This is a genomic window from Pseudoxanthomonas jiangsuensis (assembly GCF_010093185.1).
Taxonomy (GTDB): Bacteria; Pseudomonadota; Gammaproteobacteria; order Xanthomonadales; family Xanthomonadaceae; genus Pseudoxanthomonas; species Pseudoxanthomonas jiangsuensis.
The window spans coordinates 1-21,530 of the sequence record NZ_PDWL01000005.1; the positions used below are offsets into that span (position 1 = coordinate 1).

Sequence of the window (21,530 nt, forward strand, 5' to 3'; positions counted from 1 at the left end):
TTACTTGATGATCTTGGCCACGACGCCGGCGCCGACGGTGCGGCCACCCTCGCGGATCGCGAAGCGCAGGCCTTCGTCCATCGCCACCGGGTTGATCAGCGTGACCACCATCTTCACGTTGTCGCCCGGCATCACCATCTCCACACCCTCCGGCAGCTGCACCGCGCCGGTGATGTCGGTGGTGCGGAAGTAGAACTGCGGACGGTAGCCCTTGAAGAACGGGGTGTGACGGCCGCCCTCGTCCTTCGACAGCACGTACACCTCGGCCTCGAACTCGGTGTGCGGGGTGATCGAACCCGGCTTGGCCAGCACCTGGCCACGCTCGACCTCGTCACGCTTGGTGCCGCGCAGCAGCAGGCCCGCGTTGTCGCCCGCCTGGCCCTGGTCCAGCAGCTTGCGGAACATCTCCACGCCGGTCACGGTGGTCTTCTGGGTCGGACGGATACCCACGATCTCGATTTCGTCGCCCACCTTGATGATGCCGCGCTCGATGCGGCCGGTCACCACGGTGCCGCGGCCGGAGATCGAGAACACGTCTTCCACCGGCATCAGGAACGGCTTGTCGATCGCGCGCTCCGGCTCCGGGATCCAGGTGTCCAGCGCCTCGACCAGCTTCAGGATCGCCGGCACGCCGATGTCCGACTGGTCGCCTTCCAGCGCCAGACGCGCCGAACCGGCGATGATCGGGGTGTCGTCGCCCGGGAACTCGTACTTGCTCAGCAGCTCGCGGACTTCCATCTCCACCAGCTCCAGCAGCTCGGCGTCGTCCACCATGTCGGCCTTGTTCAGGAACACGACGATGTACGGCACGCCCACCTGGCGCGACAGCAGGATGTGCTCGCGGGTCTGCGGCATCGGACCGTCAGCGGCCGAACACACCAGGATCGCACCGTCCATCTGCGCCGCGCCGGTGATCATGTTCTTCACGTAGTCGGCGTGGCCCGGGCAGTCCACGTGCGCGTAGTGACGCGTCGGGCTTTCGTATTCCACGTGCGCGGTCGAGATCGTGATGCCACGCGCCTTCTCTTCCGGCGCCGCGTCGATCGCGTCGTACGCCTTGAACTCGCCGCCGAAACGCTCCGCGCCGATCTTCGTCAGCGCAGCGGTCAGCGTCGTCTTGCCGTGGTCAACGTGACCGATGGTGCCCACGTTCACGTGCGGCTTGGTGCGCTCGAACTTACCCTTGGCCATTGTCTATATCTCTCTAACTGGGTTTTCTTGAGAAGTGCGGCCACGGATGGCCGCTTCCTGATCTTGTCCGTGCGCCCGGGGACGGGCGCACCGGGCCTTACGCCTTCTTGATCACCGTCTCGGCGATGTTGTTCGGCGCTTCCTCGTAGTGGTCGAACTCCATCGAGAAGGTCGCACGACCCTGCGACATCGAGCGCAGCGAGGTGGCGTAGCCGAACATCTCGCCCAGCGGGATCATCGCGTTGATGATCTTGCCCGACGGGCTGTCGTCCTGGCCCTGCAGCACGCCGCGGCGGCGGCTCACGTCGCCCATCACGTCGCCCAGGTAGTCCTCCGGGCTGACGATCTCGACCTTCATGATCGGCTCCAGCAGCACCGGCTTGGCCTTGGCGAAGCCCTGCTTGAACGCCATCGAGGCGGCCAGCTTGAACGCCATTTCCGAGGAGTCGACGTCGTGGTAGGAGCCGAACACCAGCTTCACCTTGACGCCCACGACCGGGAAGCCGGCCAGCGGACCGCTGGTGATGGTCTCGCGCATGCCCTTCTCGACCGACGGGATGAACTCCTTCGGGATCACGCCACCGGTGATCTCGTTGAGGAACAGGAAGTCGTCCTTGATGTCGGCGGCGTACTTCTCGCGGTCCTCGGCGGTCAGCGGCGACAGCTCGATCACGACATGGCCGTACTGGCCCTTGCCGCCCGACTGCTTGGCGTGCTTGTAGTCCGACTTGACGTCGCTCAGGCGGATGGTCTCGCGGTAGGCGACCTGCGGCTTGCCGACGTTGGCCTCGACGTTGAACTCGCGCTTCATGCGGTCGACGATGATGTCCAGGTGCAGCTCGCCCATGCCCGAGATGATGGTCTGGCCGGACTCCTCGTCGGTCTTGACCCGGAACGAGGGATCTTCCTGGGCCAGGCGGCTCAGGGCGTTGCCCATCTTCTCCTGGTCGGACTTGGTCTTCGGCTCGACCGCCATCGAGATCACCGGCTCCGGGAACGCCATGCGCTCCAGGATGATCGGCGCATCCTGCGCGCACAGGGTGTCGCCGGTGGTGACGTCCTTCAGGCCCACCGCGGCGGCGATGTCGCCGGCCAGCACTTCCTTGATCTCGTCGCGGTTGTTGGAATGCATCTGCAGCAGGCGGCCGATGCGCTCCTTCTTGTTCTTGACCGAGTTCAGCACCGCATCGCCGGCGTTCAGGGTGCCGGAGTAGACGCGGAAGAAGGTCAGCGAGCCGACGAACGGGTCGGTCATGATCTTGAACGCCAGGGCCGAGAACGGGGCCTTGTCGCTGGACTCGCGGGTCAGCTCCTTGGTCTCGTCGTCAACGTCCACGCCCTTGACCGGCGGCACGTCCACCGGTGACGGCAGCAGGTTGATCACGCCGTCGAGCATGGCCTGCACGCCCTTGTTCTTGAACGCGGTGCCGCAGAACATCGGCACGATCTCGGTGGCCAGGGTACGCGCGCGCAGGCCGCCGACGATCTCCTCCTCGCTGAGGTCGCCCTCTTCGAGGTACTTGTTCATCAGCTCTTCGTTGGCCTCGGCGGCCGACTCGACCATGAACGCGCGCTCTTCCTGGGCCTTGGCCTGCAGCTCGGCGGGGATGTCGCGGTATTCGAAGGTCAGGCCCTGGGAGGCGGTATCCCAGTGGATCGCCTTCATCTTCAGCAGGTCGACCACGCCCTCGAAGCCGTCCTCGGCGCCGATCGGCACCTGCATCGGCACCGGCACGGCGCCCAGGCGCGCCTTCAGCTGGTCGCGGACCTTGTAGAAGTTGGCGCCGGTGCGGTCCATCTTGTTGACGAACGCGATGCGCGGCACGTGGTACTTGTTGGCCTGGCGCCACACGGTCTCGGACTGCGGCTGCACGCCGCCCACGGCGCACAGCACGAACACCGCGCCGTCGAGCACGCGCAGCGAACGCTCGACCTCGATGGTGAAGTCGACGTGCCCGGGGGTGTCGATGATGTTAAAGCGGTGCTCAGGCAGGGACTTGTCCATGCCCTTCCAGAACGCGGTCGTGGCGGCGGACTGGATCGTGATGCCACGCTCCTGCTCCTGCTCCATCCAGTCCATGGTCGCGGCGCCGTCGTGCACCTCACCGATCTTGTGGCTCTTGCCGGTGTAGAACAGGATGCGCTCGGACGTGGTGGTCTTGCCGGCATCGATGTGGGCCATGATGCCGAAGTTGCGGTAACGCTCGATGGGAGTGGTGCGGGCCACGGGAGCCTCTCGTTTGCTTTTGGCTTTTCGGATGAAGGAGCGGCGCGCGGCGCCGGCTTCCTAAAGACGGAGGGCGCGGAACCTGCCGCGCCGCCCCGGAGCTGGTCGCAAGGCCCCGGAGGGGCCTCGCTGGATCACCAGCGGTAGTGCGCGAAGGCCTTGTTGGCCTCGGCCATGCGGTGGGTCTCTTCGCGCTTCTTGATCGCGCCGCCGCGGTTCTCGGAGGCGTCGAGCAGCTCGCCGGCCAGCTTGCGGGCCATCGAGTTCTCGCCGCGCTTGCGGGCCGAGTCGATCACCCAGCGCATGGCCAGGGCCAGGCGGCGGGACGAACGCACTTCGACCGGCACCTGGTAGGTCGCGCCGCCGACGCGGCGGGACTTGACCTCGACCGCCGGGGACACGTTGTCCAGCGCCTTCTGCACCAGCTCGATGGCGTTGGCGTTCTTCTCGTTGATCACGTCCATCGCGTCGTACACGATGTTCTCGGCGATCGACTTCTTGCCGCTCTTCATCACCATGTTGATGAAGCGGGCGATGGTCTCGCTCCCGTGCTTCGGATCGGGAAGGACGGCGCGCTGGGGGGTGGAACCTTTACGGGACATGTCGGGCTTCCTCGATTAGCTCTTCGGGCGCTTGGCGCCGTACTTCGAACGGCCCTGGCGACGCTTGGTGACGCCGGCGGCATCCAGCGAGCCGCGGACGGTGTGGTAACGCACGCCCGGCAGGTCCTTGACGCGGCCGCCGCGGATCAGGACCACGGAGTGCTCCTGCAGGTTGTGGCCTTCGCCGCCGATGTACGAGATGACCTCGTAGCCGTTGGTCAGCCGCACCTTGGCGACCTTGCGCAGGGCCGAGTTCGGCTTCTTCGGGGTGGTGGTGTACACACGGGTGCAAACGCCACGGCGCTGCGGGCACTTCTCGAGCGCCGGCGAGGCGCTCTTGTAGGTCTCCGCCTGCCGCGGCTTGCGGACCAGCTGGTTGATCGTCGCCATTTCTAAGGTTCTTCTGCTTGGGGCTCCGCGGACCGGAGCCGGACGTGAAAACGACGGCAGGCCGAAGGACGGCCTGCCGAGACACGGGAGTATAGCTGGGCGCCAAAAACCGCGTCAACCGACGCCCTGCCCTCCCTTGCTGCGGCCCGGCGGGACATTCATCCCCGGCGGACCGCATCGCCGGACGGCGGCATCCAGCCGCCGTCCTCGGCCCGGCCCGTGCCGCCCCTCGCGGGACGGCCGGTTCCGGACCGGTTGCATCACTCCGCCGCGTCGTCCTGGGCGGGAGTCTCGACCACGGCTTCCGGCTCGCTGCCGCCAGCCAGGGTCTGGATCTCCGACTCGGTGAGACCGGAGGCGGTACGGCGGCGCTGGCTGTGGTAGGCCAGGCCGGTGCCGGCCGGGATCAGGCGGCCGACGATCACGTTCTCCTTCAGGCCGCGCAGGCTGTCGCGGGTGCCGCGCACGGCCGCCTCGGTCAGCACGCGGGTGGTCTCCTGGAACGAGGCCGCGGAGATGAACGACTCGGTCGCCAGCGAGGCCTTGGTGATGCCCAGCAGGACCGGGTCGAACTTCGCCGGCAGCTCGTTGCGGCCGCCCAGACGCGCGTTCTCCTCGATCACCCGCTGGCGCTCGACCTGCTCGCCGTTGAGGAACTTGGAGTCGCCCTGGTCGGTGATCTCGACCTTGCGCAGCATCTGGCGGGTGATCACCTCGATGTGCTTGTCGTTGATCTTCACGCCCTGCAGGCGGTACACGTCCTGGATCTCCTTGACCAGGTAGGCCGCCAGCGGCTCGATGCCCAGCAGGCGCAGGATGTCCTGCGGGCTCGGCTCGCCGTCCACCACGGTCTCGCCCTTGGTCACGTGCTCGCCTTCGAACACGATGATCTGGCGGTACTTCGGGATCAGCTCCTCGTGCTCGCCGCCCTCGTTGTCCTTGATGATCAGGCGCTGCTTGCCCTTGGTGTCCTTGCCGAAGCTGACCACGCCCGAACGCTCGGCCAGGATCGCCGGATCCTTCGGCTTGCGCGCCTCGAACAGGTCGGCCACGCGCGGCAGACCGCCGGTGATGTCGCGGGTCTTGGACGCTTCCTGCGGGATCTTGGCGACCACGTCGCCCACGCCGACCGGCGCGCCATCCTGCAGGTTCACCAGCGAGCGCGGCGGCAGCAGGTACTGCGCCGGCAGGTCGGTGCCCGGGATGGTCAGGTCCTTGCCGTCCTTGTCCACGATCCGGACCAGCGGACGCAGGTCCTTGCCCTGGGTGCCGCGGCGCTTGGGATCGGTGATCTCGCGCGAGGCCAGGCCGGTCAGCTCGTCGGTCTTCTCGATGACGGTGACGCCGTCGATGAAGTCGATGAAGCGGATGAAGCCCGCCACTTCCGACACGATCGGGTGGTTGTGCGGATCCCAGTTGGCGACCGACTGGCCGGCCTTCACCGCGGACAGGTCCTTGACGGTGATGGTCGCGCCGTAGGGCAGCTTGTAGCGCTCGCGCTCGCGGCCGTGCGGGTCGAGCACGGAGATCTCGCCCGAGCGCGACACCGCCACCAGGTGGCCGCTGGCGTGCTCGACCGACTTGAGGTTCGTGAACTTCACCGAACCGGTGGTCTTGACCGTGATGCTGTCCACCGCCGCCGCACGCGAAGCCGCGCCGCCGATGTGGAAGGTACGCATGGTCAGCTGGGTGCCCGGCTCGCCGATCGACTGGGCGGCGATGACGCCGACCGCTTCGCCGATGTTGACCAGGTGGCCACGGGCCAGGTCGCGGCCGTAGCACTGCGAGCACACGCCGAAGGCCGACTCGCAGGTGATGGTCGAGCGCACCTTGATGGTCTGCACGCCCGCGTCCTCGAGCTTCTGCACCCAGGTCTCGTCGAGCAGGGTGTTGCGGGTGACGATCGGATCCTCGTCGTTGCCCGGCAGGAACACGTCCTCGGCCACCACGCGGCCGAGCACGCGGTCGCGCAGCGGCTCGACCACGTCGCCGCCTTCCACGATCGGGGTCATGGTCAGGCCATGCACCGTGCCGCAGTCGACCTCGGTGATCACCACGTCCTGGGCCACGTCGACCAGGCGGCGGGTCAGGTAACCGGAGTTGGCGGTCTTCAGCGCGGTGTCGGCCAGGCCCTTGCGCGCGCCGTGGGTGGAGTTGAAGTACTCCTGCACGTTCAGGCCTTCGCGGAAGTTGGCCTTGATGGGCGTCTCGATGATCGAGCCGTCGGGACGGGCCATCAGGCCGCGCATGCCGGCCAGCTGGCGGATCTGCGCCTGCGAACCGCGGGCGCCGGAGTCGGCCATGATGTACAGCGAGTTCATCGACTTCTGCGCGACTTCCTCGCCCTTGGCGTTGACCACCTTGTCGGTGCCGATCGTGTCCATCATCGCCTTGGCGATGCGCTCGTTGGTGCGCGACCAGATGTCGACCACCTTGTTGTAGCGCTCGCCGGCGGTGACCAGGCCGCTCTGGTACTGCTCCTGGATCTCCAGCACCTCGGCCTCGGCCTCGGTGAGGATGCCCTTCTTCTCGTCCGGGATCAGCATGTCGTCGATGCCGATCGACACGCCGGCGCGGGTAGCGAAGCCGAAGCCGGTGTACATCAGCTGGTCGGCGAACACCACGGTGTCCTTCAGGCCCAGCTGGCGGTAGCAGGAGTTGATCAGGCGGCTGATGTTCTTCTTGGTCAGCTCGGTGTTGGCCAGCGCGAACGGCAGGCCCTCCGGCAGGATCTCGGCCAGCAGGGCGCGGCCGACCGTGGTGTCCACGATCGAGGCCTTCTTCTGCTTGTTGCCGTCCTCGTCGGTCACGACCTCCGGGATGCGGACCTTGATCTTGGCGTGCAGCTCGACCACGCGGTTGTCGTAGGCGCGCTTGACCTCGGCCACGTTGGCGAACGCCATGCCCTCGCCCTTCTTGTTCTCCAGGGCACGGGTCATGTAGTACAGGCCGAGCACCACGTCCTGCGACGGCACGATGATCGGTTCGCCGTTGGCCGGCGAGAGGATGTTGTTGGTCGACATCATCAGCGCGCGCGCCTCCAGCTGGGCCTCCAGGCTCAGCGGGACGTGCACGGCCATCTGGTCGCCGTCGAAGTCGGCGTTGAACGCGGTGCAGACCAGCGGGTGCAGCTGGATCGCCTTGCCCTCGATCAGCACCGGCTCGAACGCCTGGATGCCCAGGCGGTGCAGGGTCGGGGCGCGGTTCAGCAGCACCGGGTGCTCGCGGATCACCTCTTCGAGGATATCCCACACCTCGGCCTCTTCGCGCTCGACCAGCTTCTTGGCGGCCTTGATCGTGGTGGCCAGGCCGCGGCGCTGCAGCTTGGCGAACACGAACGGCTTGAACAGCTCCAGCGCCATCTTCTTCGGCAGGCCGCACTGGTGCAGGCGCAGGTACGGGCCGACCACGATCACCGAACGGCCGGAGTAGTCCACGCGCTTGCCGAGCAGGTTCTGGCGGAACCGGCCCTGCTTGCCCTTGATCATGTCGGCCAGCGACTTCAGCGGGCGCTTGTTGGTGCCGGTGATGGCGCGGCCGCGGCGGCCGTTGTCCATCAGCGCGTCCACCGACTCCTGCAGCATGCGCTTCTCGTTGCGCACGATGATGTCGGGCGCGTTGAGCTCCAGCAGGCGGCGCAGGCGGTTGTTGCGGTTGATGACGCGGCGGTACAGGTCGTTCAGGTCGGAGGTCGCGAAGCGGCCGCCGTCCAGCGGGACCAGCGGGCGCAGGTCCGGCGGCAGCACCGGCAGCACGGTCATGACCATCCACTCCGGACGGTTGCCGGAATCGATGAAGGCCTCGACCAGCTTGATCCGCTTGGTCAGGCGCTTGAGCTTGGTCTCCGAACCGGTGGCGGCGATCTCCTCGCGCAGGCGGGCCATCTCCGACTGCAGGTCGATCGTGCGCAGCAGCTCGTAGATCGCCTCGGCGCCCATGGCGGCGTCGAAGTCGTCGCCGTGCTCCTGGCGCGCGGTCAGGTACTGCTCCTCGTTGAGCAGCTGGCGGCGCTCGAGCGGGGTCAGGCCCGGCTCGGTGACCACGTAGGCCTCGAAGTACAGGATCCGCTCGATGTCGCGCAGGGTCATGTCCAGCATCAGGCCGATGCGCGAGGGCAGCGACTTGAGGAACCAGATGTGCGCGACCGGCGAGGCCAGGTCGATGTGGCCCATGCGCTCGCGGCGGACCTTGGCCAGGGTGACCTCGGTGCCGCACTTCTCGCAGACCACGCCGCGGTGCTTCATGCGCTTGTACTTGCCGCACAGGCACTCGTAGTCCTTGATCGGACCGAAGATGGCCGCGCAGAACAGGCCGTCGCGCTCGGGCTTGAAGGTGCGGTAGTTGATCGTCTCGGGCTTCTTCACCTCGCCGAAGGACCACGAGCGGATAAGGTCCGGCGAAGCCAGCGCGATCTTGATCGCGTCGAAGTCCAGCGTCTGGCGCTGCTGGTTGAAGAGGTTGAGCAGGTCTTTCATTTCTTGTCTCCGTCAGGAGTAAGGGCGGTCGATGGGCGGTTCGGAGGAGAGGCGCGGCCTGCGATGCGGGCCGCGCCGCGCGCCTTACTCGTCCTCCAACTCCATGTTGATGGCCAGCGAGCGGATTTCCTTCACGAGCACGTTGAAGGACTCCGGCATGCCGGCGACCATCTCGTGGTTGCCGTCGACGATGTTCTTGTACATCTGGTTGCGGCCCTGCACGTCGTCGGACTTCACCGTCAGCATTTCCTGCAGGGTGTAGGCCGCGCCGTAGGCTTCCAGCGCCCAGACTTCCATCTCACCGAAGCGCTGGCCGCCGAACTGCGCCTTGCCGCCCAGCGGCTGCTGGGTGACGAGCGAGTACGGACCGGTCGAACGGGCGTGCATCTTGTCGTCGACCAGGTGGTTCAGCTTCAGGTAGTGCATGTAGCCGACGGTGGTCTTGCGGTCGAACGCCTCGCCGGTGCGGCCGTCGTGCAGCTGCATCTGGGTCTTGCTGGCGTTGAAGCCCAGCAGCTCGGTGTCCGGATCGGCATCCGGATAGGCCAGCTCCAGCATCTCGCGGATCTCGTCCTCGAACGCGCCGTCGAACACCGGGGTCGCCATCGGCACGCCGCCGGTCAGGTTGCGCGCCAGGGTCAGCAGCTCCTCGTCGCTGAACTGGCCCAGGTCCACGCGCTGCCCGGCCAGGGCCGAATCGTGGTTGTAGACCTTGCTCAGGAACTGCCGCAGCTCGGCCACCGCGCGCTGCTCGTCCAGCATCTTCTGGATGCGCCGGCCCAGGCCCTTGGCGGCCCAGCCCAGGTGCACCTCGAGGATCTGGCCGATGTTCATGCGGCTCGGCACGCCCAGCGGGTTGAGGCAGATGTCGACCGAGGTGCCGTCGGCCATGTACGGCATGTCCTCGACCGGGACCACGTTGGACACCACGCCCTTGTTGCCGTGGCGGCCGGCCATCTTGTCGCCCGGCTGGATCCGGCGCTTCACCGCCAGGAACACCTTGACCATCTTCAGCACGCCCGGGGCGAGGTCGTCGCCCTGGGTGATCTTGCCGCGCTTGTCGGCGAAGCGGCGCTCGAACTCCTTCTCGTGCGCGGCGATCTGCTTCTGCGCGCGCTCGATGGCGTCGGAGGCGTCCTCGTCCTTCATCCGCAGGGCGAACCAGTCGGCCTTCTTCAGGCCGTCCAGGTAGGCGTCGGTCAGGGTGTCGCCCTTCTTCAGGCCCGGGCCGCCGTTGGCGACCTTGCCCACGATCTGCGAGCGCAGGCGCGCGTAGATCGCCGCTTCCAGGATCCGGAACTGGTCGTCGAAGTCCTTCTTGACGCGCTTGATCTCGGACTCCTCGATCTGCTTGGCGCGCTTGTCCTTCTCGATCCCGTCGCGGGTGAAGACCTGCACGTCGATGACGGTGCCGTCCATGCCCGGCGGCACGCGCAGCGAGCTGTCCTTCACGTCGGAAGCCTTCTCGCCGAAGATCGCGCGCAGCAGCTTCTCTTCCGGAGTCAACTGGCTCTCGCCCTTCGGCGTGACCTTGCCGACCAGGATGTCGCCGGCGCGGACCTCGGCGCCGATGTAGACCACGCCCGACTCGTCCAGGCGGCCCAGGGCCTGCTCGGACACGTTCGGGATGTCGGCGGTGATCTCCTCCGGCCCCAGCTTGGTGTCGCGGGCCGCGCAGGTCAGCTCCTCGATGTGGATCGTGGTGTAGCGGTCCTCCTGGACCACGCGCTCCGACAGCAGGATCGAGTCCTCGAAGTTGTAGCCGTTCCACGGCATGAACGCGATCAGCATGTTCTGGCCCAGGGCCAGCTCGCCGATGTCGGTCGACGGGCCATCGGCCAGCACGTCGCCGCGCGCGATGCGGTCGCCCACGTGCACCAGCGGACGCTGGTTGATGCAGGTGTTCTGGTTGGAACGGGTGTACTTGGTCAGGGTGTAGATGTCCACGCCGGCATCGTGCTCGCCGGAGATCTCCGACTCGTTGACCTTGACCACGATGCGGCCGGCGTCGACCTGCTCGATCACGCCGCCGCGGCGGGCGTTCACGGTCACGCCCGAGTCGCGCGCCACGGCGCGCTCGATGCCGGTGCCCACCAGCGGGGTCTGCGCGCGCAGCGTCGGCACGGCCTGGCGCTGCATGTTGGCGCCCATCAGCGCGCGGTTGGCGTCGTCGTGCTCCAGGAACGGCACCAGCGCCGCTGCGACCGACACGGTCTGCATCGGCGAGACGTCCATGTAGTGGATCTCGGCCGGCGGCTTGAGCAGCGATTCGCCCTGGTAACGGACCGGCACGAACGCCTCGGTCAGGCGGCCGTCCTTGTCGTGGGCGGCGTTGACCTGGGCGATGACGTACTCGTTCTCCTCGATCGCCGACAGGTAGTCGACCGCGTCGGTGATGCGGCCGTCCACGACCTTGCGATACGGCGTCTCGAGGAAGCCGTACTGGTTGGTGCGGGCGAACACCGCCAGCGAGTTGATCAGGCCGATGTTCGGGCCTTCCGGGGTCTCGATGGTGCAGACGCGGCCGTAGTGGGTCGGGTGCACGTCGCGCACTTCGAAGCCGGCGCGCTCGCGGGTCAGGCCGCCCGGGCCCAGCGCCGAGACGCGACGCTTGTGGGTGACTTCCGACAGCGGGTTGTTCTGGTCCATGAACTGCGACAGCTGCGAGGAGCCGAAGAACTCCTTGATTGCGGCGGCCACCGGCTTGGCGTTGATCAGCTCCTGCGGGGTCAGGCCCTCGGACTCGGCCATCGACAGGCGTTCCTTGACCGCGCGCTCGACCCGGACCAGGCCCACGCGGAACACGTTCTCGGCCATCTCGCCGACCGAACGCACGCGGCGGTTGCCCAGGTGGTCGATGTCGTCCACGGTGCCGCGGCCGTTGCGGATCTCGGTCAGCACGCGCAGCACGTCGAGGATGTCGGAGGTCTCGCCCTGCGCGGCGACCAGCTTCTTGGAATCCTCGTCGTTGCGCTCGCCGAAGTACTTGGAGTCGAACAGCACGGCCGGGCCGAGCACGTCCTTGCGGCCGACGCGGCGGTTGAACTTCATCCGGCCCACGGCCGACAGGTCGTAGCGCTCGAAGGTGAAGAACAGGTTGTGGAACAGGTTCTGCGCCGCTTCCTTGGTCGGCGGCTCGCCCGGACGCATCATCCGGTAGATCTCGACCAGGGCCTCGAGCTGGGTGCGGCTCGGGTCGATGCGCAGGGTGTTGGACAGGTACGGACCGCGGTCGAGGTCGTTCACCCACAGGGTGCCCACGGCGGCCACCCCGGCCTTGCGGAAGGCGGCCAGCTGCTCGTCGTTGATCTCGTCGTTGGCGCTGGCCAGCAGCTCGCCGGTGTTGGCGTCGACCACGTCGTGGGCCAGGATGCGGCCGAGCAGGTACTCGTCCGGCACCGCCAGCGCGGTGATGCCCGACTGCTCCAGCTGGCGCACGTGGCGCGCGGTGATGCGCTTGCCGGCCTCGACGATCACCTTCTCGCCGTCGGCCAGGTCGAAGCCCAGGGTCTCGCCGCGCAGGCGCTCGGGCACCAGCTCCAGCTGCACGCCCTCGCTCGGGTCGATGTGGAAGGTGTTGATCTCGAAGAACGCACGCAGCATCTCTTCGTTGTTGTAGCCCAGCGCGCGCAGCAGGATCGTCACCGGCAGCTTGCGGCGGCGGTCGATGCGGGTGTACAGCGCGTCCTTGGGGTCGAACTCGAAGTCCAGCCAGGAGCCGCGGTAGGGGATGATGCGGGCGCTGTACAGCAGCTTGCCCGAGCTGTGGGTCTTGCCGCGGTCGTGGTCGAAGAACACGCCCGGGCTGCGGTGCAGCTGCGAGACGATGACGCGCTCGGTGCCGTTCACGATGAAGGTGCCGTGCTCGGTCATCAGCGGGATCTCGCCGAGGTAGACCTCCTGCTCCTTGACGTACTTGATCGCCTTGGTCGACGACTCGCGATCGTAGATCACCAGGCGCACGGTCACCCGCAGAGGGGCGCCGTAGGACAGGCCGCGGTTGCGGCACTCGCGCTCGTCGAACACCGGCTCGCCGAGCTTGTAGCCGACGTATTCCAGGGCGGCGTTGCCGCTGTAGCTGCTGATCGGGAACACCGACTTCAGGGCCGCGTGCAGGCCGGTGTCGCGGCGCTTGGCCGGGTCGGTGTCGGCCTGCAGGAACTCGCGGTACGAGTCGACCTGGATGGCCAGCAGGAACGGCACCTCGAGGATCGAGCGCTGCTTGCCGAAATCCTTGCGGATGCGCTTCTTCTCGGTGAACGAGTACGTCGTCATGGGTCTACCACCTTTGGCAGTGCGGGCCGCGCGTCCGCGGTCCGGGGGGAACGTGAAGCTGTCAGTCGGTAGTCGCTGGTATTGCCGGCACCAGCACGCCTTCTATCGCTACTTCCGACTACCAGCTCCGCATGCGTGGAAACTGGGTTTTGCAGGTCTTGCCTGTACTTCCGGGCCGTGCGCGGAGAGATGCTCCGGAACGACCAAAGGCCGGGGGCTTTCGCCCCCAGCCTTCGCGCATCACCGAGTGGACCGGCGATGCAAGGTGCCGCTTACTTGAGCTCGACGGTCGCGCCGGCGGCTTCCAGTTCCTTCTTGAACTTCTCGGCGTCTTCCTTCGAAGCGCCTTCCTTGACGTCCTTCGGTGCGCCTTCCACCAGGTCCTTGGCTTCCTTCAGGCCCAGGCCGGTGATGGCGCGGACGGCCTTGATGACCTCGACCTTCTTCTCGCCGGCGGCCTTCAGCACGACGGTGAACTCGGTCTGCTCCTCGACCGGGGCGGCGGCGGCGGCCGGGCCGGCGGCCACGGCGACCGGGGCGGCGGCGGAGACGCCGAACTTCTCTTCGATGGCCTTGACCAGCTCCATCACTTCCATGAGGGTCTTGCCGGCGATGGCTTCGACGATCTGCTCGTTGGACAGGGACATTGTGATTACCTTCTGAAAAGTTTTAAGGGATTTCGGAAATCGTCGACGCGCTTACGCTTCGGCGGCCGCTTCTTCGGCCGGCGCGGCTTCGCCGCCACCCTGCTGCTCGCCGACGGCCTTGACCGCGCGGGCGAACATGGTGGCCGGCTCGGCCAGGACGCGGGCCAGCATGGCCAGGGCCTGCTCGAGCGTCGGCAGCGAGGCCAGGACCTCGACGTGGCTGGCCGGGTACAGCTGGCCGCCCACGGCGACCACCTTCGGCTGCAGCTTGTCGTTGGTCTTGGCGAACTCCTTGATCAGGCGGCCGGCGGCGCCGGGCTCCTCGGTCGAGAACGCATACAGCAGCGGACCCACGAGCGCATCCTTGGTGCACTCGAACTCCGTGCCTTCGACGGCGCGCGCGGCCAGCGTGTTCTTGACGACTTTCAAGTACACGCCGTTCTCGCGGGCCTTCTTGCGCATCGCGGTCATCTGGGAGACCGAGGTGCCTGCGTATTCGGCGGCGATCAGGGAGTGCGCCTTGGCGGCGACGTCGGCCAGTTCGGCGACGACTTCCTTCTTCTGGGACAGATTGAGAGCCATAACACTCCTCCGTAGTAACTCCGCTCGCGGCTCCTGCCGCTTGCGGTCCTGGGCGGCGCCCTTCCGTGCGCGCCGGGGATGCCTCGGGCATCCCGGTGCTGGCCTTTCTGATCCGGGGTCCCGAAAGGATCGGTCTGCCGGGAAAACTTCCAGAAGGCGGCACCATCTGCGCAGGTTTCGGGTCCTCGCGGACCTTGGATTAAGCGATCCCGCTGCATCGACGGCGATTCCCTGCCAGGAGCGAGCTTCCGTGCCCGTCGTCGATGTGCGCCGACCGCGCCTGCGGTCTTTGACGGCTGTCGCCACACCGGAGTGAGGCGACCGCCCTCAAAATGCCGCCCGGCGCTCGCGCGCCGGGCGGGTGAAACGATTACTTCAGGGTCAGCGAAGCCTGGTCGACGGTCACGCCCGGGCCCATGGTCGAGCTCAGCGAGATCTTCTGCAGGTACTGCCCCTTGGAGGTCGCCGGCTTGGCCTTGATCAGGTCCAGCAGCAAAGCCTGCAGGTTCGACTTCAGCGCTTCGTCGCTGAACTCGGCCTTGCCGATGGTGGCGTGGATGATGCCGGCCTTGTCGGTGCGGTAGCGGACCTGGCCCGACTTGGCGTTCTTCACCGCCTCGGCCGGGTTCGGCGACACGGTGCCGACCTTCGGGTTCGGCATCAGGCCGCGCGGGCCCAGCACCTGGCCGAGCTTGCCGACCACGCGCATGGCGTCCGGGGTGGCGATGACCACGTCGTAGTTCAGGTCGCCGGCCAGCATCTTCTCGGCCAGATCGTCCATGCCCACGGCCTCGGCGCCGGCGGCGGTGGCCTCGTCGGCCTTGGCGCCGGCCGGGGCGAACACCGCCACGCGCACGCTCTTGCCGGTACCGGCCGGCAGCACGGTCGAGCCGCGCACCTGCTGGTCGGACTTCTTGGCGTCCACGCCCAGGCGCACGGCCACGTCGACGGCCTCGACGAACTTGGCCTTGGTGAAGCCCTTGATGATCTTCAGGGCGTCGTCGATCGAGTACGCCTTGCCCGGCTCAACGGCCGCCTTGATCGCCTTCTGTCGCTTGTTCAGTGCCATGTTCTCAGCCCTCCACCACAAGGCCCATCGAACGGGCGGAGCCCGCGATGGTACGCACCGCCGCATCCAGATCGGCCGCGGTCAGATCGGGTTCCTTCGCCTTGGCGATCTCCTCGAGCTGCTTGCGGGTGACCTTGCCCACCTTGTCGGTGTTCGGGCGCTTGGAGCCGGAAGTGATGCCCACGGCCTTCTTCAGCAGGATGGTCGCCGGCGGCGTCTTGGTGATGAAGGTGAAGGTGCGGTCCGAGTAGGCGGTGATGACCACCGGAATCGGCAGGCCCGGCTCGAGCTTCTGGGTGGCGGCGTTGAACGCCTTGCAGAACTCCATGATGTTCAGGCCGCGCTGGCCCAGCGCGGGACCGACCGGCGGCGAGGGGTTGGCCTGGCCGGCCTTCACCTGCAGCTTGATGTAACCGACGACTTTCTTTGCCATTTCAATGCTCTCCGGGTGCTAGCGCCTGGCTGGCAGGCTCCCCATCGTTCCGGGAAAATCACGCGTCCCGGCGTCGCGTTGACGCTTGAAACTCCAGTCGCGCAAAAGGCCGCCTGGGCGGCGGCCGATGCGGATGCCCGGCTGTCCCGGGCAGGAAGCCGCGCAGTATAGCAGCTTTTCGGGCACCCGGCGGCCTGGCCGCCGGGGCCGGGTCAGGCCTTCTCGACCTGGCCGAATTCCAGCTCCACCGGGGTGGAGCGGCCGAAGATCAGTACCGCCACGCGCAGGCGGCTCTTCTCGTAGTTGACTTCCTCGACCACACCGTTGAAGTCGTTGAACGGGCCGTCGGTGACCCGGACCATCTGGCCCGGCTCGAACAGCACCTTCGGACGCGGCTTCTCCACGCCTTCCTGGACGCGCTGCAGGATCGCGTCGGCCTCGTCGTCGCGGATCGGCAGCGGGCGGTCGGCGGTGCCGCCGATGAAGCCCATGACCTTGGAGGTCTCCTTGACCAGGTGCCAGCTCTCGCTGTCGATGCGCGGGATGCCGGCCTCGTCGTGGGTCTCGATCTGGACCAGGACGTAGCCCGGGAAGAACTTGCGCTCGGAGCGACGCTTCTGCCCGGAGCGCATCTCGACCACTTCCTCGGTCGGGACCAAGACGTCGCCGAAGCGCTCCTCCATGCCCTGACGGACGATGCGGTCGCGCAGCGCCTGGGCGACGGACTTTTCGAAACCGGAATAGGCGTGAACCACGTACCAACGCTTCACTGCGACATTCTCCTCAGCGGCCGAAGTTCAGGAACAGCTCGATCGCCCACTTCACGAAGAAATCGAAGCCAGCCAGGATCAGGCTCAGGATCACCACCACGGCGATCACGACCCAGGTCATGCGGGTGGTTTCCTGGCGGGTCGGCCATACCACCTTGCGCAATTCGAAGCGCGACTCGGACAGGAACTCGCGCAAGTCGCGGCCCTTGCCGCTGGTGAGGAACACCAGGGTGCCGGCGACCAGGCCAACGGCCACCGCCAGGCCGCGCAGCTGCGGGCCCCAGGCACCCAGCTGGCCGGCGTGCTCGGCGGCGGAGAACCAGAACCAGACGAACAGACCGCCCAGCACCAGCACTGCGGCAATGGCGTACTTGACGATGTCGCCGCCGCTGGAGGCGGACTGGGCCGGGTCGATCTTGCTGTTCACTAATGCGAGTCCCTCGCAGGAGCCCGCACATCCAGGTGCGGACTTCTCAATTTCACACAGGACGGCCGTCCGACGGCCGTACGACTTCGTAAGTGGCACGCCAGGAGGGACTCGAACCCCCAACCTGCGGTTTTGGAGACCGCTGCTCTGCCAATTGAGCTACTGGCGTACGTCGAAAACTCTTGGCTTCCCTTAGACGGCGAAGGCGGACCGAGGTTCCGGCCCGCCCTTCGCGCTTTCCGGCGAACCCGTCGCCGGGATCCGCAGGGGCTTACTTGATGATCTTGGCCACGACGCCGGCGCCGACGGTGCGGCCACCCTCGCGGATCGCGAAGCGCAGGCCTTCGTCCATCGCCACCGGGTTGATCAGCGTGACCACCATCTTCACGTTGTCGCCCGGCATCACCATCTCCACACCCTCCGGCAGCTGCACCGCGCCGGTGATGTCGGTGGTGCGGAAGTAGAACTGCGGACGGTAGCCCTTGAAGAACGGGGTGTGACGGCCGCCCTCGTCCTTCGACAGCACGTACACCTCGGCCTCGAACTCGGTGTGCGGGGTGATCGAACCCGGCTTGGCCAGCACCTGGCCACGCTCGACCTCGTCACGCTTGGTGCCGCGCAGCAGCAGGCCCGCGTTGTCGCCCGCCTGGCCCTGGTCCAGCAGCTTGCGGAACATCTCCACGCCGGTCACGGTGGTCTTCTGGGTCGGACGGATACCCACGATCTCGATTTCGTCGCCCACCTTGATGATGCCGCGCTCGATACGGCCGGTCACCACGGTGCCGCGGCCGGAGATCGAGAACACGTCTTCCACCGGCATCAGGAACGGCTTGTCGATCGCGCGCTCCGGCTCCGGGATCCAGGTGTCCAGCGCCTCCACCAGCTTCAGGATCGCCGGCACGCCGATCTCCGACTGGTCGCCTTCCAGCGCCAGACGCGCCGAACCGGCGATGATCGGGGTGTCGTCGCCCGGGAACTCGTACTTGCTCAGCAGCTCGCGGACTTCCATCTCCACCAGCTCCAGCAGCTCGGCGTCGTCCACCATGTCGGCCTTGTTCAGGAACACGACGATGTACGGCACGCCCACCTGGCGCGACAGCAGGATGTGCTCGCGGGTCTGCGGCATCGGGCCGTCAGCGGCCGAACACACCAGGATCGCACCGTCCATCTGCGCCGCGCCGGTGATCATGTTCTTCACGTAGTCGGCGTGGCCCGGGCAGTCCACGTGCGCGTAGTGACGCGTCGGGCTTTCGTATTCCACGTGCGCGGTCGAGATCGTGATGCCACGCGCCTTCTCTTCCGGCGCCGCGTCGATCGCGTCGTACGCCTTGAACTCGCCGCCGAAACGCTCCGCGCCGATCTTCGTCAGCGCAGCGGTCAGCGTCGTCTTGCCGTGGTCAACGTGACCGATGGTGCCCACGTTCACGTGCGGCTTGGTGCGCTCGAACTTACCCTTGGCCATGGCTGCTTCTTCTCGATCTCGAAGTGGTCTTGGAACCAGCCCGCCGGGCGGCGGGCCTCCGCGTCTCCGCCACAGGCCTGGCCGGCGGCGGGAAAGGTGGTGCTCACGAAAGGAATCGAACCTTCGACCTCCTCCTTACCAAGGAGGTGCTCTACCGACTGAGCTACGTGAGCGTGAAGCTATTTTTCAGGAACACCGGGCGTTGCGCAATGGAGCGGGAGACGGGAATCGAACCCGCACCATCAGCTTGGAAGGCTGAGGTTCTACCATTGAACTACTCCCGCGAGGGGAACGCTTCCCGGCCAACCGCTCCGGGCCTTGCCACGATGTTCCGGTACCGCAAGAACTGGTGGAGGGAGGTGGATTCGAACCACCGAAGGCGTAAGCCAGCAGATTTACAGTCTGCCCCCGTTGGCCGCTTGGGTATCCCTCCGGATTTCCCCGCCGGCCAACAAAACCAACCGGGGTGAAACAGCCCTCTATTCTGGCCATGCCCCGCCCGGATGTCAACGCTCGGGACGAGGAATTTTCCGGTCAGACGTTGAAGCGGAAATGCAGCACGTCGCCTTCCTGGACCCGGTATTCCTTGCCCTCCAGGCGCATGCGCCCGGCCTCGCGCGCGCCGGCCTCGCCCCGGTACTTGATGAAGTCGTCGAAGGCGATGGTCTCGGCGCGGATGAAGCCCTTCTCGAAGTCGGTGTGGATCACCGCGGCGGCCTGCGGCGCGGTGGCCCCGGCCTTGACGGTCCAGGCCCGGACTTCCTTGACCCCGGCGGTGAAGTAGGTCTGCAGGCCCAGCAGCTTGTAGGCAGCACGGATGACCCGGTTCAGGCCGGGCTCGGCCAGGCCCAGGTCGGCCAGGAAGGCGTCGCGGTCGGCGTCGTCCAGCTGCGACAGCTCTTCCTCGATCGCGGCCGAGACCGGCACCACCTCGGCGCCCTCGGTCGCGGCGCGGGCGCGCACGGCCTCCAGGTGCGGGTTGTTCTCGAAGCCATCCTCGAGCACGTTGGCGATGTACATCACCGGCTTGAGGGTCAGCAGGAACAGGTCGCGGACCAGCGCCTTCTCCTCCTCATCCAGGCCGGCCTGGCGCCCGGCCCTGCCCTCGGCCAGCGCGGCCTGCAGCTTGGCCAGCACCGGCTTGCGGGCCACGGCTTCCTTGTCGCCGCCCTTGGCCGCGCGCTCGGCGCGGTTGAGGGCCTTCTCGACGCTGTCCAGGTCGGCCAGGGCCAGCTCGGTGTCGATGGTCTCGATGTCGGAGATCGGATCGACCTTGCCGGCGACGTGGATGATGTCGCCGTGCTCGAAGCAGCGGACCACGTGCGTGATCGCATCGACCTCGCGGATGTGGGCCAGGAACTTGTTGCCCAGGCCCTCGCCGCTGGCGGCGCCGGCGACCAGGCCGGCGATGTCGACGAACTCGACCGCGGTCGGCACCACCTTCTGCGGGTTGATGATCTCGGCCAGCTGGTTCAGCCGCAGGTCCGGGACCGGGACCACGCCCACGTTCGGCTCGATCGTGCAGAACGGGAAGTTGGCCGCGGCAATACCCGCCTTGGTCAGCGCGTTGAACAGGGTCGACTTGCCGACGTTGGGCAGGCCGACGATGCCGCATTTGATGCCCATGGTGTGTCCGGGACTTCCGATGGTGGGGAGATTGTGGGGTGGGCTCCGGCGGCGCCGGAAACCACTCCACAGCCGCCTCAGGGTTTGCCGGTGTGCAGGCGCTTCATCGCCTCGTTGAAATCGCCGGCCACCGCCAGCGGCAGCACGCCGATGGCGTCGTCGATGGCGCGGTCGATCAGCACCTGGTCGTCCTTGCCGGCGCGCCCCAACACCCAGCCGGTGACCCGGTCCTTGTGCCCCGGATGGCCGATGCCGATCCGCAACCGGTGGAACTTGCCGTGGCCCAGGTGCGCGATGGTGTCGCGCAGGCCGTTCTGGCCGCCATGGCCGCCGTCGAACTTCAGCCGCGCCGCGCCCGGGGCCAGGTCCAGCTCGTCGTGGACCAGCAAGGCTTCTTCGGGGGCGATCTTCCAGTAGCGCAAGGCGGCGGCCACCGACTTGCCCGACAGGTTCATGAAGGTCGCCGGCTTGAGCAGCCAGAGCGTGCGGCCGGCGATGTCGACCTTGGCGGTCTCGCCGAACAGCTTCGACTCCAGGCCGAAACGGGCACCGGACTGCGCGGCCAGGGCATCGACCAAACGAAACCCGGCGTTGTGCCGGGTGTTGGCGTGCTCGGGACCGGGGTTGCCCAGCCCGACGATGAGGCGCAGTTCGGCCATCGCGGCAGACGCGGCACGGGTCCCGCCCGGCGGACCGGGCGGGACCGCGGCGGCTTACTTCTTCTCTTCGCCTTCGGCGGCCGGCTCTTCCTCGCCGCGGGCGTGCTTGGCCACGACCACCGCCACGTCGTGGTCGGCGCCCAGCTTCAGCTCCGGGATCTCCACGCCGGCCGGCAGCTTCAGCGCCGACAGGTGGACCACCGCGCCCACGGCCAGGTCGGCCAAGTCGACCTCGATGGCTTCCGGCAGGTCCTTCGGCAAGCAGGCCACGGTCACTTCGGTCAGCTCGTGCATGATGACCACGCCGCCGGTCTTGCCGGCCGGCGACTTCTCGGCGTTGACGAAGTGCAGCGGCACGGCCGCGCGCAGGACTTCGTTCTCGCTCACGCGCTGGAAGTCCAGGTGCAGGATCTGCTGCTTGTACGGGTGGCGCTGCAGGTCACGCAGCAGCACCTTCTGCACGTCGCCGTTGAGGCTCAGGTCCAGGATCGAGGAGTAGAACCACTCGTTCTGCTGGGCCAGCCACAGCGGCTCGTGGTCGAGCTGGATGTTGACCGGCTTCAGGTCGCCACCGTAGACGATGGCCGGCACCTTGCCTTCGCGACGCAGGCGGCGGCTCGCACCCTTGCCCTCGTCCTCGCGACGTTCGACGTTGATCACATGAGTTGCCATTTTCTTCACTACCTAGGTTGATG

At 67.1% G+C, this 21,530-nt stretch carries 16 protein-coding genes and 4 tRNA genes; all 20 read right to left on the minus strand.

Annotated features, from left to right (window positions below; all coding sequences use genetic code 11):
• Positions 1-1,191, minus strand: coding sequence for an elongation factor Tu (gene tuf / locus CSC62_RS04380; RefSeq protein ID WP_162404959.1), 1,191 nt, complete (start codon positions 1,189-1,191; stop codon positions 1-3).
• Positions 1,192-1,288: 97 nt separating this feature from the next.
• Positions 1,289-3,418: an elongation factor G gene (gene fusA / locus CSC62_RS04385; RefSeq protein WP_162404960.1), complete on the minus strand. Its 2,130-nt coding sequence runs from the start codon at positions 3,416-3,418 to the stop codon at positions 1,289-1,291.
• A 134-nt stretch (positions 3,419-3,552) separates the two neighbouring features.
• The gene (gene rpsG, locus CSC62_RS04390; protein ID WP_162404961.1) at positions 3,553-4,020 is read right to left on the minus strand and encodes a 30S ribosomal protein S7; all 468 of its coding nucleotides are present in this window, start codon (positions 4,018-4,020) and stop codon (positions 3,553-3,555) included.
• 15 nt (positions 4,021-4,035) lie between these two features.
• The gene (gene rpsL, locus CSC62_RS04395; RefSeq protein ID WP_013536001.1) at positions 4,036-4,410 is read right to left on the minus strand and encodes a 30S ribosomal protein S12; all 375 of its coding nucleotides are present in this window, start codon (positions 4,408-4,410) and stop codon (positions 4,036-4,038) included.
• Between the two features lie 260 nt (positions 4,411-4,670).
• Positions 4,671-8,885 (minus strand): DNA-directed RNA polymerase subunit beta', encoded by a 4,215-nt coding sequence (rpoC, locus tag CSC62_RS04400; protein ID WP_162404962.1) that lies wholly within the window; start codon positions 8,883-8,885, stop codon positions 4,671-4,673.
• An 84-nt stretch (positions 8,886-8,969) separates the two neighbouring features.
• Complete coding sequence (gene rpoB, locus CSC62_RS04405; RefSeq protein WP_162404963.1) at positions 8,970-13,160, minus strand: DNA-directed RNA polymerase subunit beta; 4,191 nt, start codon at positions 13,158-13,160, stop codon at positions 8,970-8,972.
• A gap of 272 nt (positions 13,161-13,432) precedes the next feature.
• Entirely contained in the window at positions 13,433-13,807 is a 375-nt protein-coding gene (gene rplL / locus CSC62_RS04410) for a 50S ribosomal protein L7/L12 (protein WP_162404964.1), read from the minus strand.
• Between the two features lie 51 nt (positions 13,808-13,858).
• Positions 13,859-14,389 (minus strand): 50S ribosomal protein L10, encoded by a 531-nt coding sequence (gene rplJ / locus CSC62_RS04415; protein WP_162404965.1) that lies wholly within the window; start codon positions 14,387-14,389, stop codon positions 13,859-13,861.
• 370 nt (positions 14,390-14,759) lie between these two features.
• Positions 14,760-15,458, minus strand: coding sequence for a 50S ribosomal protein L1 (gene rplA, locus CSC62_RS04420; RefSeq protein WP_162404966.1), 699 nt, complete (start codon positions 15,456-15,458; stop codon positions 14,760-14,762).
• 4 nt (positions 15,459-15,462) lie between these two features.
• Positions 15,463-15,891 (minus strand): 50S ribosomal protein L11, encoded by a 429-nt coding sequence (gene rplK, locus CSC62_RS04425; protein WP_013536007.1) that lies wholly within the window; start codon positions 15,889-15,891, stop codon positions 15,463-15,465.
• 212 nt (positions 15,892-16,103) lie between these two features.
• Entirely contained in the window at positions 16,104-16,661 is a 558-nt protein-coding gene (gene nusG, locus CSC62_RS04430; RefSeq protein WP_162404967.1) for a transcription termination/antitermination protein NusG, read from the minus strand.
• A 13-nt stretch (positions 16,662-16,674) separates the two neighbouring features.
• Positions 16,675-17,088, minus strand: a complete 414-nt coding sequence (gene secE / locus CSC62_RS04435; protein ID WP_162404968.1) for a preprotein translocase subunit SecE — start codon at positions 17,086-17,088, stop codon at positions 16,675-16,677.
• A 93-nt stretch (positions 17,089-17,181) separates the two neighbouring features.
• A tRNA-Trp gene (locus CSC62_RS04440) sits at positions 17,182-17,257 on the minus strand.
• Positions 17,258-17,359: 102 nt separating this feature from the next.
• A complete protein-coding gene (gene tuf, locus CSC62_RS04445) occupies positions 17,360-18,550 on the minus strand; it encodes an elongation factor Tu (RefSeq protein ID WP_162404969.1) in 1,191 nt (396 codons plus the stop codon).
• Positions 18,551-18,647: 97 nt separating this feature from the next.
• Positions 18,648-18,723 (minus strand) — tRNA-Thr (locus tag CSC62_RS04450).
• 37 nt (positions 18,724-18,760) lie between these two features.
• A tRNA-Gly gene (locus CSC62_RS04455) sits at positions 18,761-18,834 on the minus strand.
• 63 nt (positions 18,835-18,897) lie between these two features.
• Positions 18,898-18,983 (minus strand) — tRNA-Tyr (locus CSC62_RS04460).
• 101 nt (positions 18,984-19,084) lie between these two features.
• A complete protein-coding gene (gene ychF, locus CSC62_RS04465) occupies positions 19,085-20,176 on the minus strand; it encodes a redox-regulated ATPase YchF (RefSeq protein ID WP_162404970.1) in 1,092 nt (363 codons plus the stop codon).
• Positions 20,177-20,253: 77 nt separating this feature from the next.
• A complete protein-coding gene (gene pth, locus CSC62_RS04470) occupies positions 20,254-20,835 on the minus strand; it encodes an aminoacyl-tRNA hydrolase (RefSeq protein ID WP_162404971.1) in 582 nt (193 codons plus the stop codon).
• 54 nt (positions 20,836-20,889) lie between these two features.
• Positions 20,890-21,507: a 50S ribosomal protein L25/general stress protein Ctc gene (locus tag CSC62_RS04475; RefSeq protein ID WP_162404972.1), complete on the minus strand. Its 618-nt coding sequence runs from the start codon at positions 21,505-21,507 to the stop codon at positions 20,890-20,892.
• Positions 21,508-21,530 lie beyond the last annotated feature (23 nt).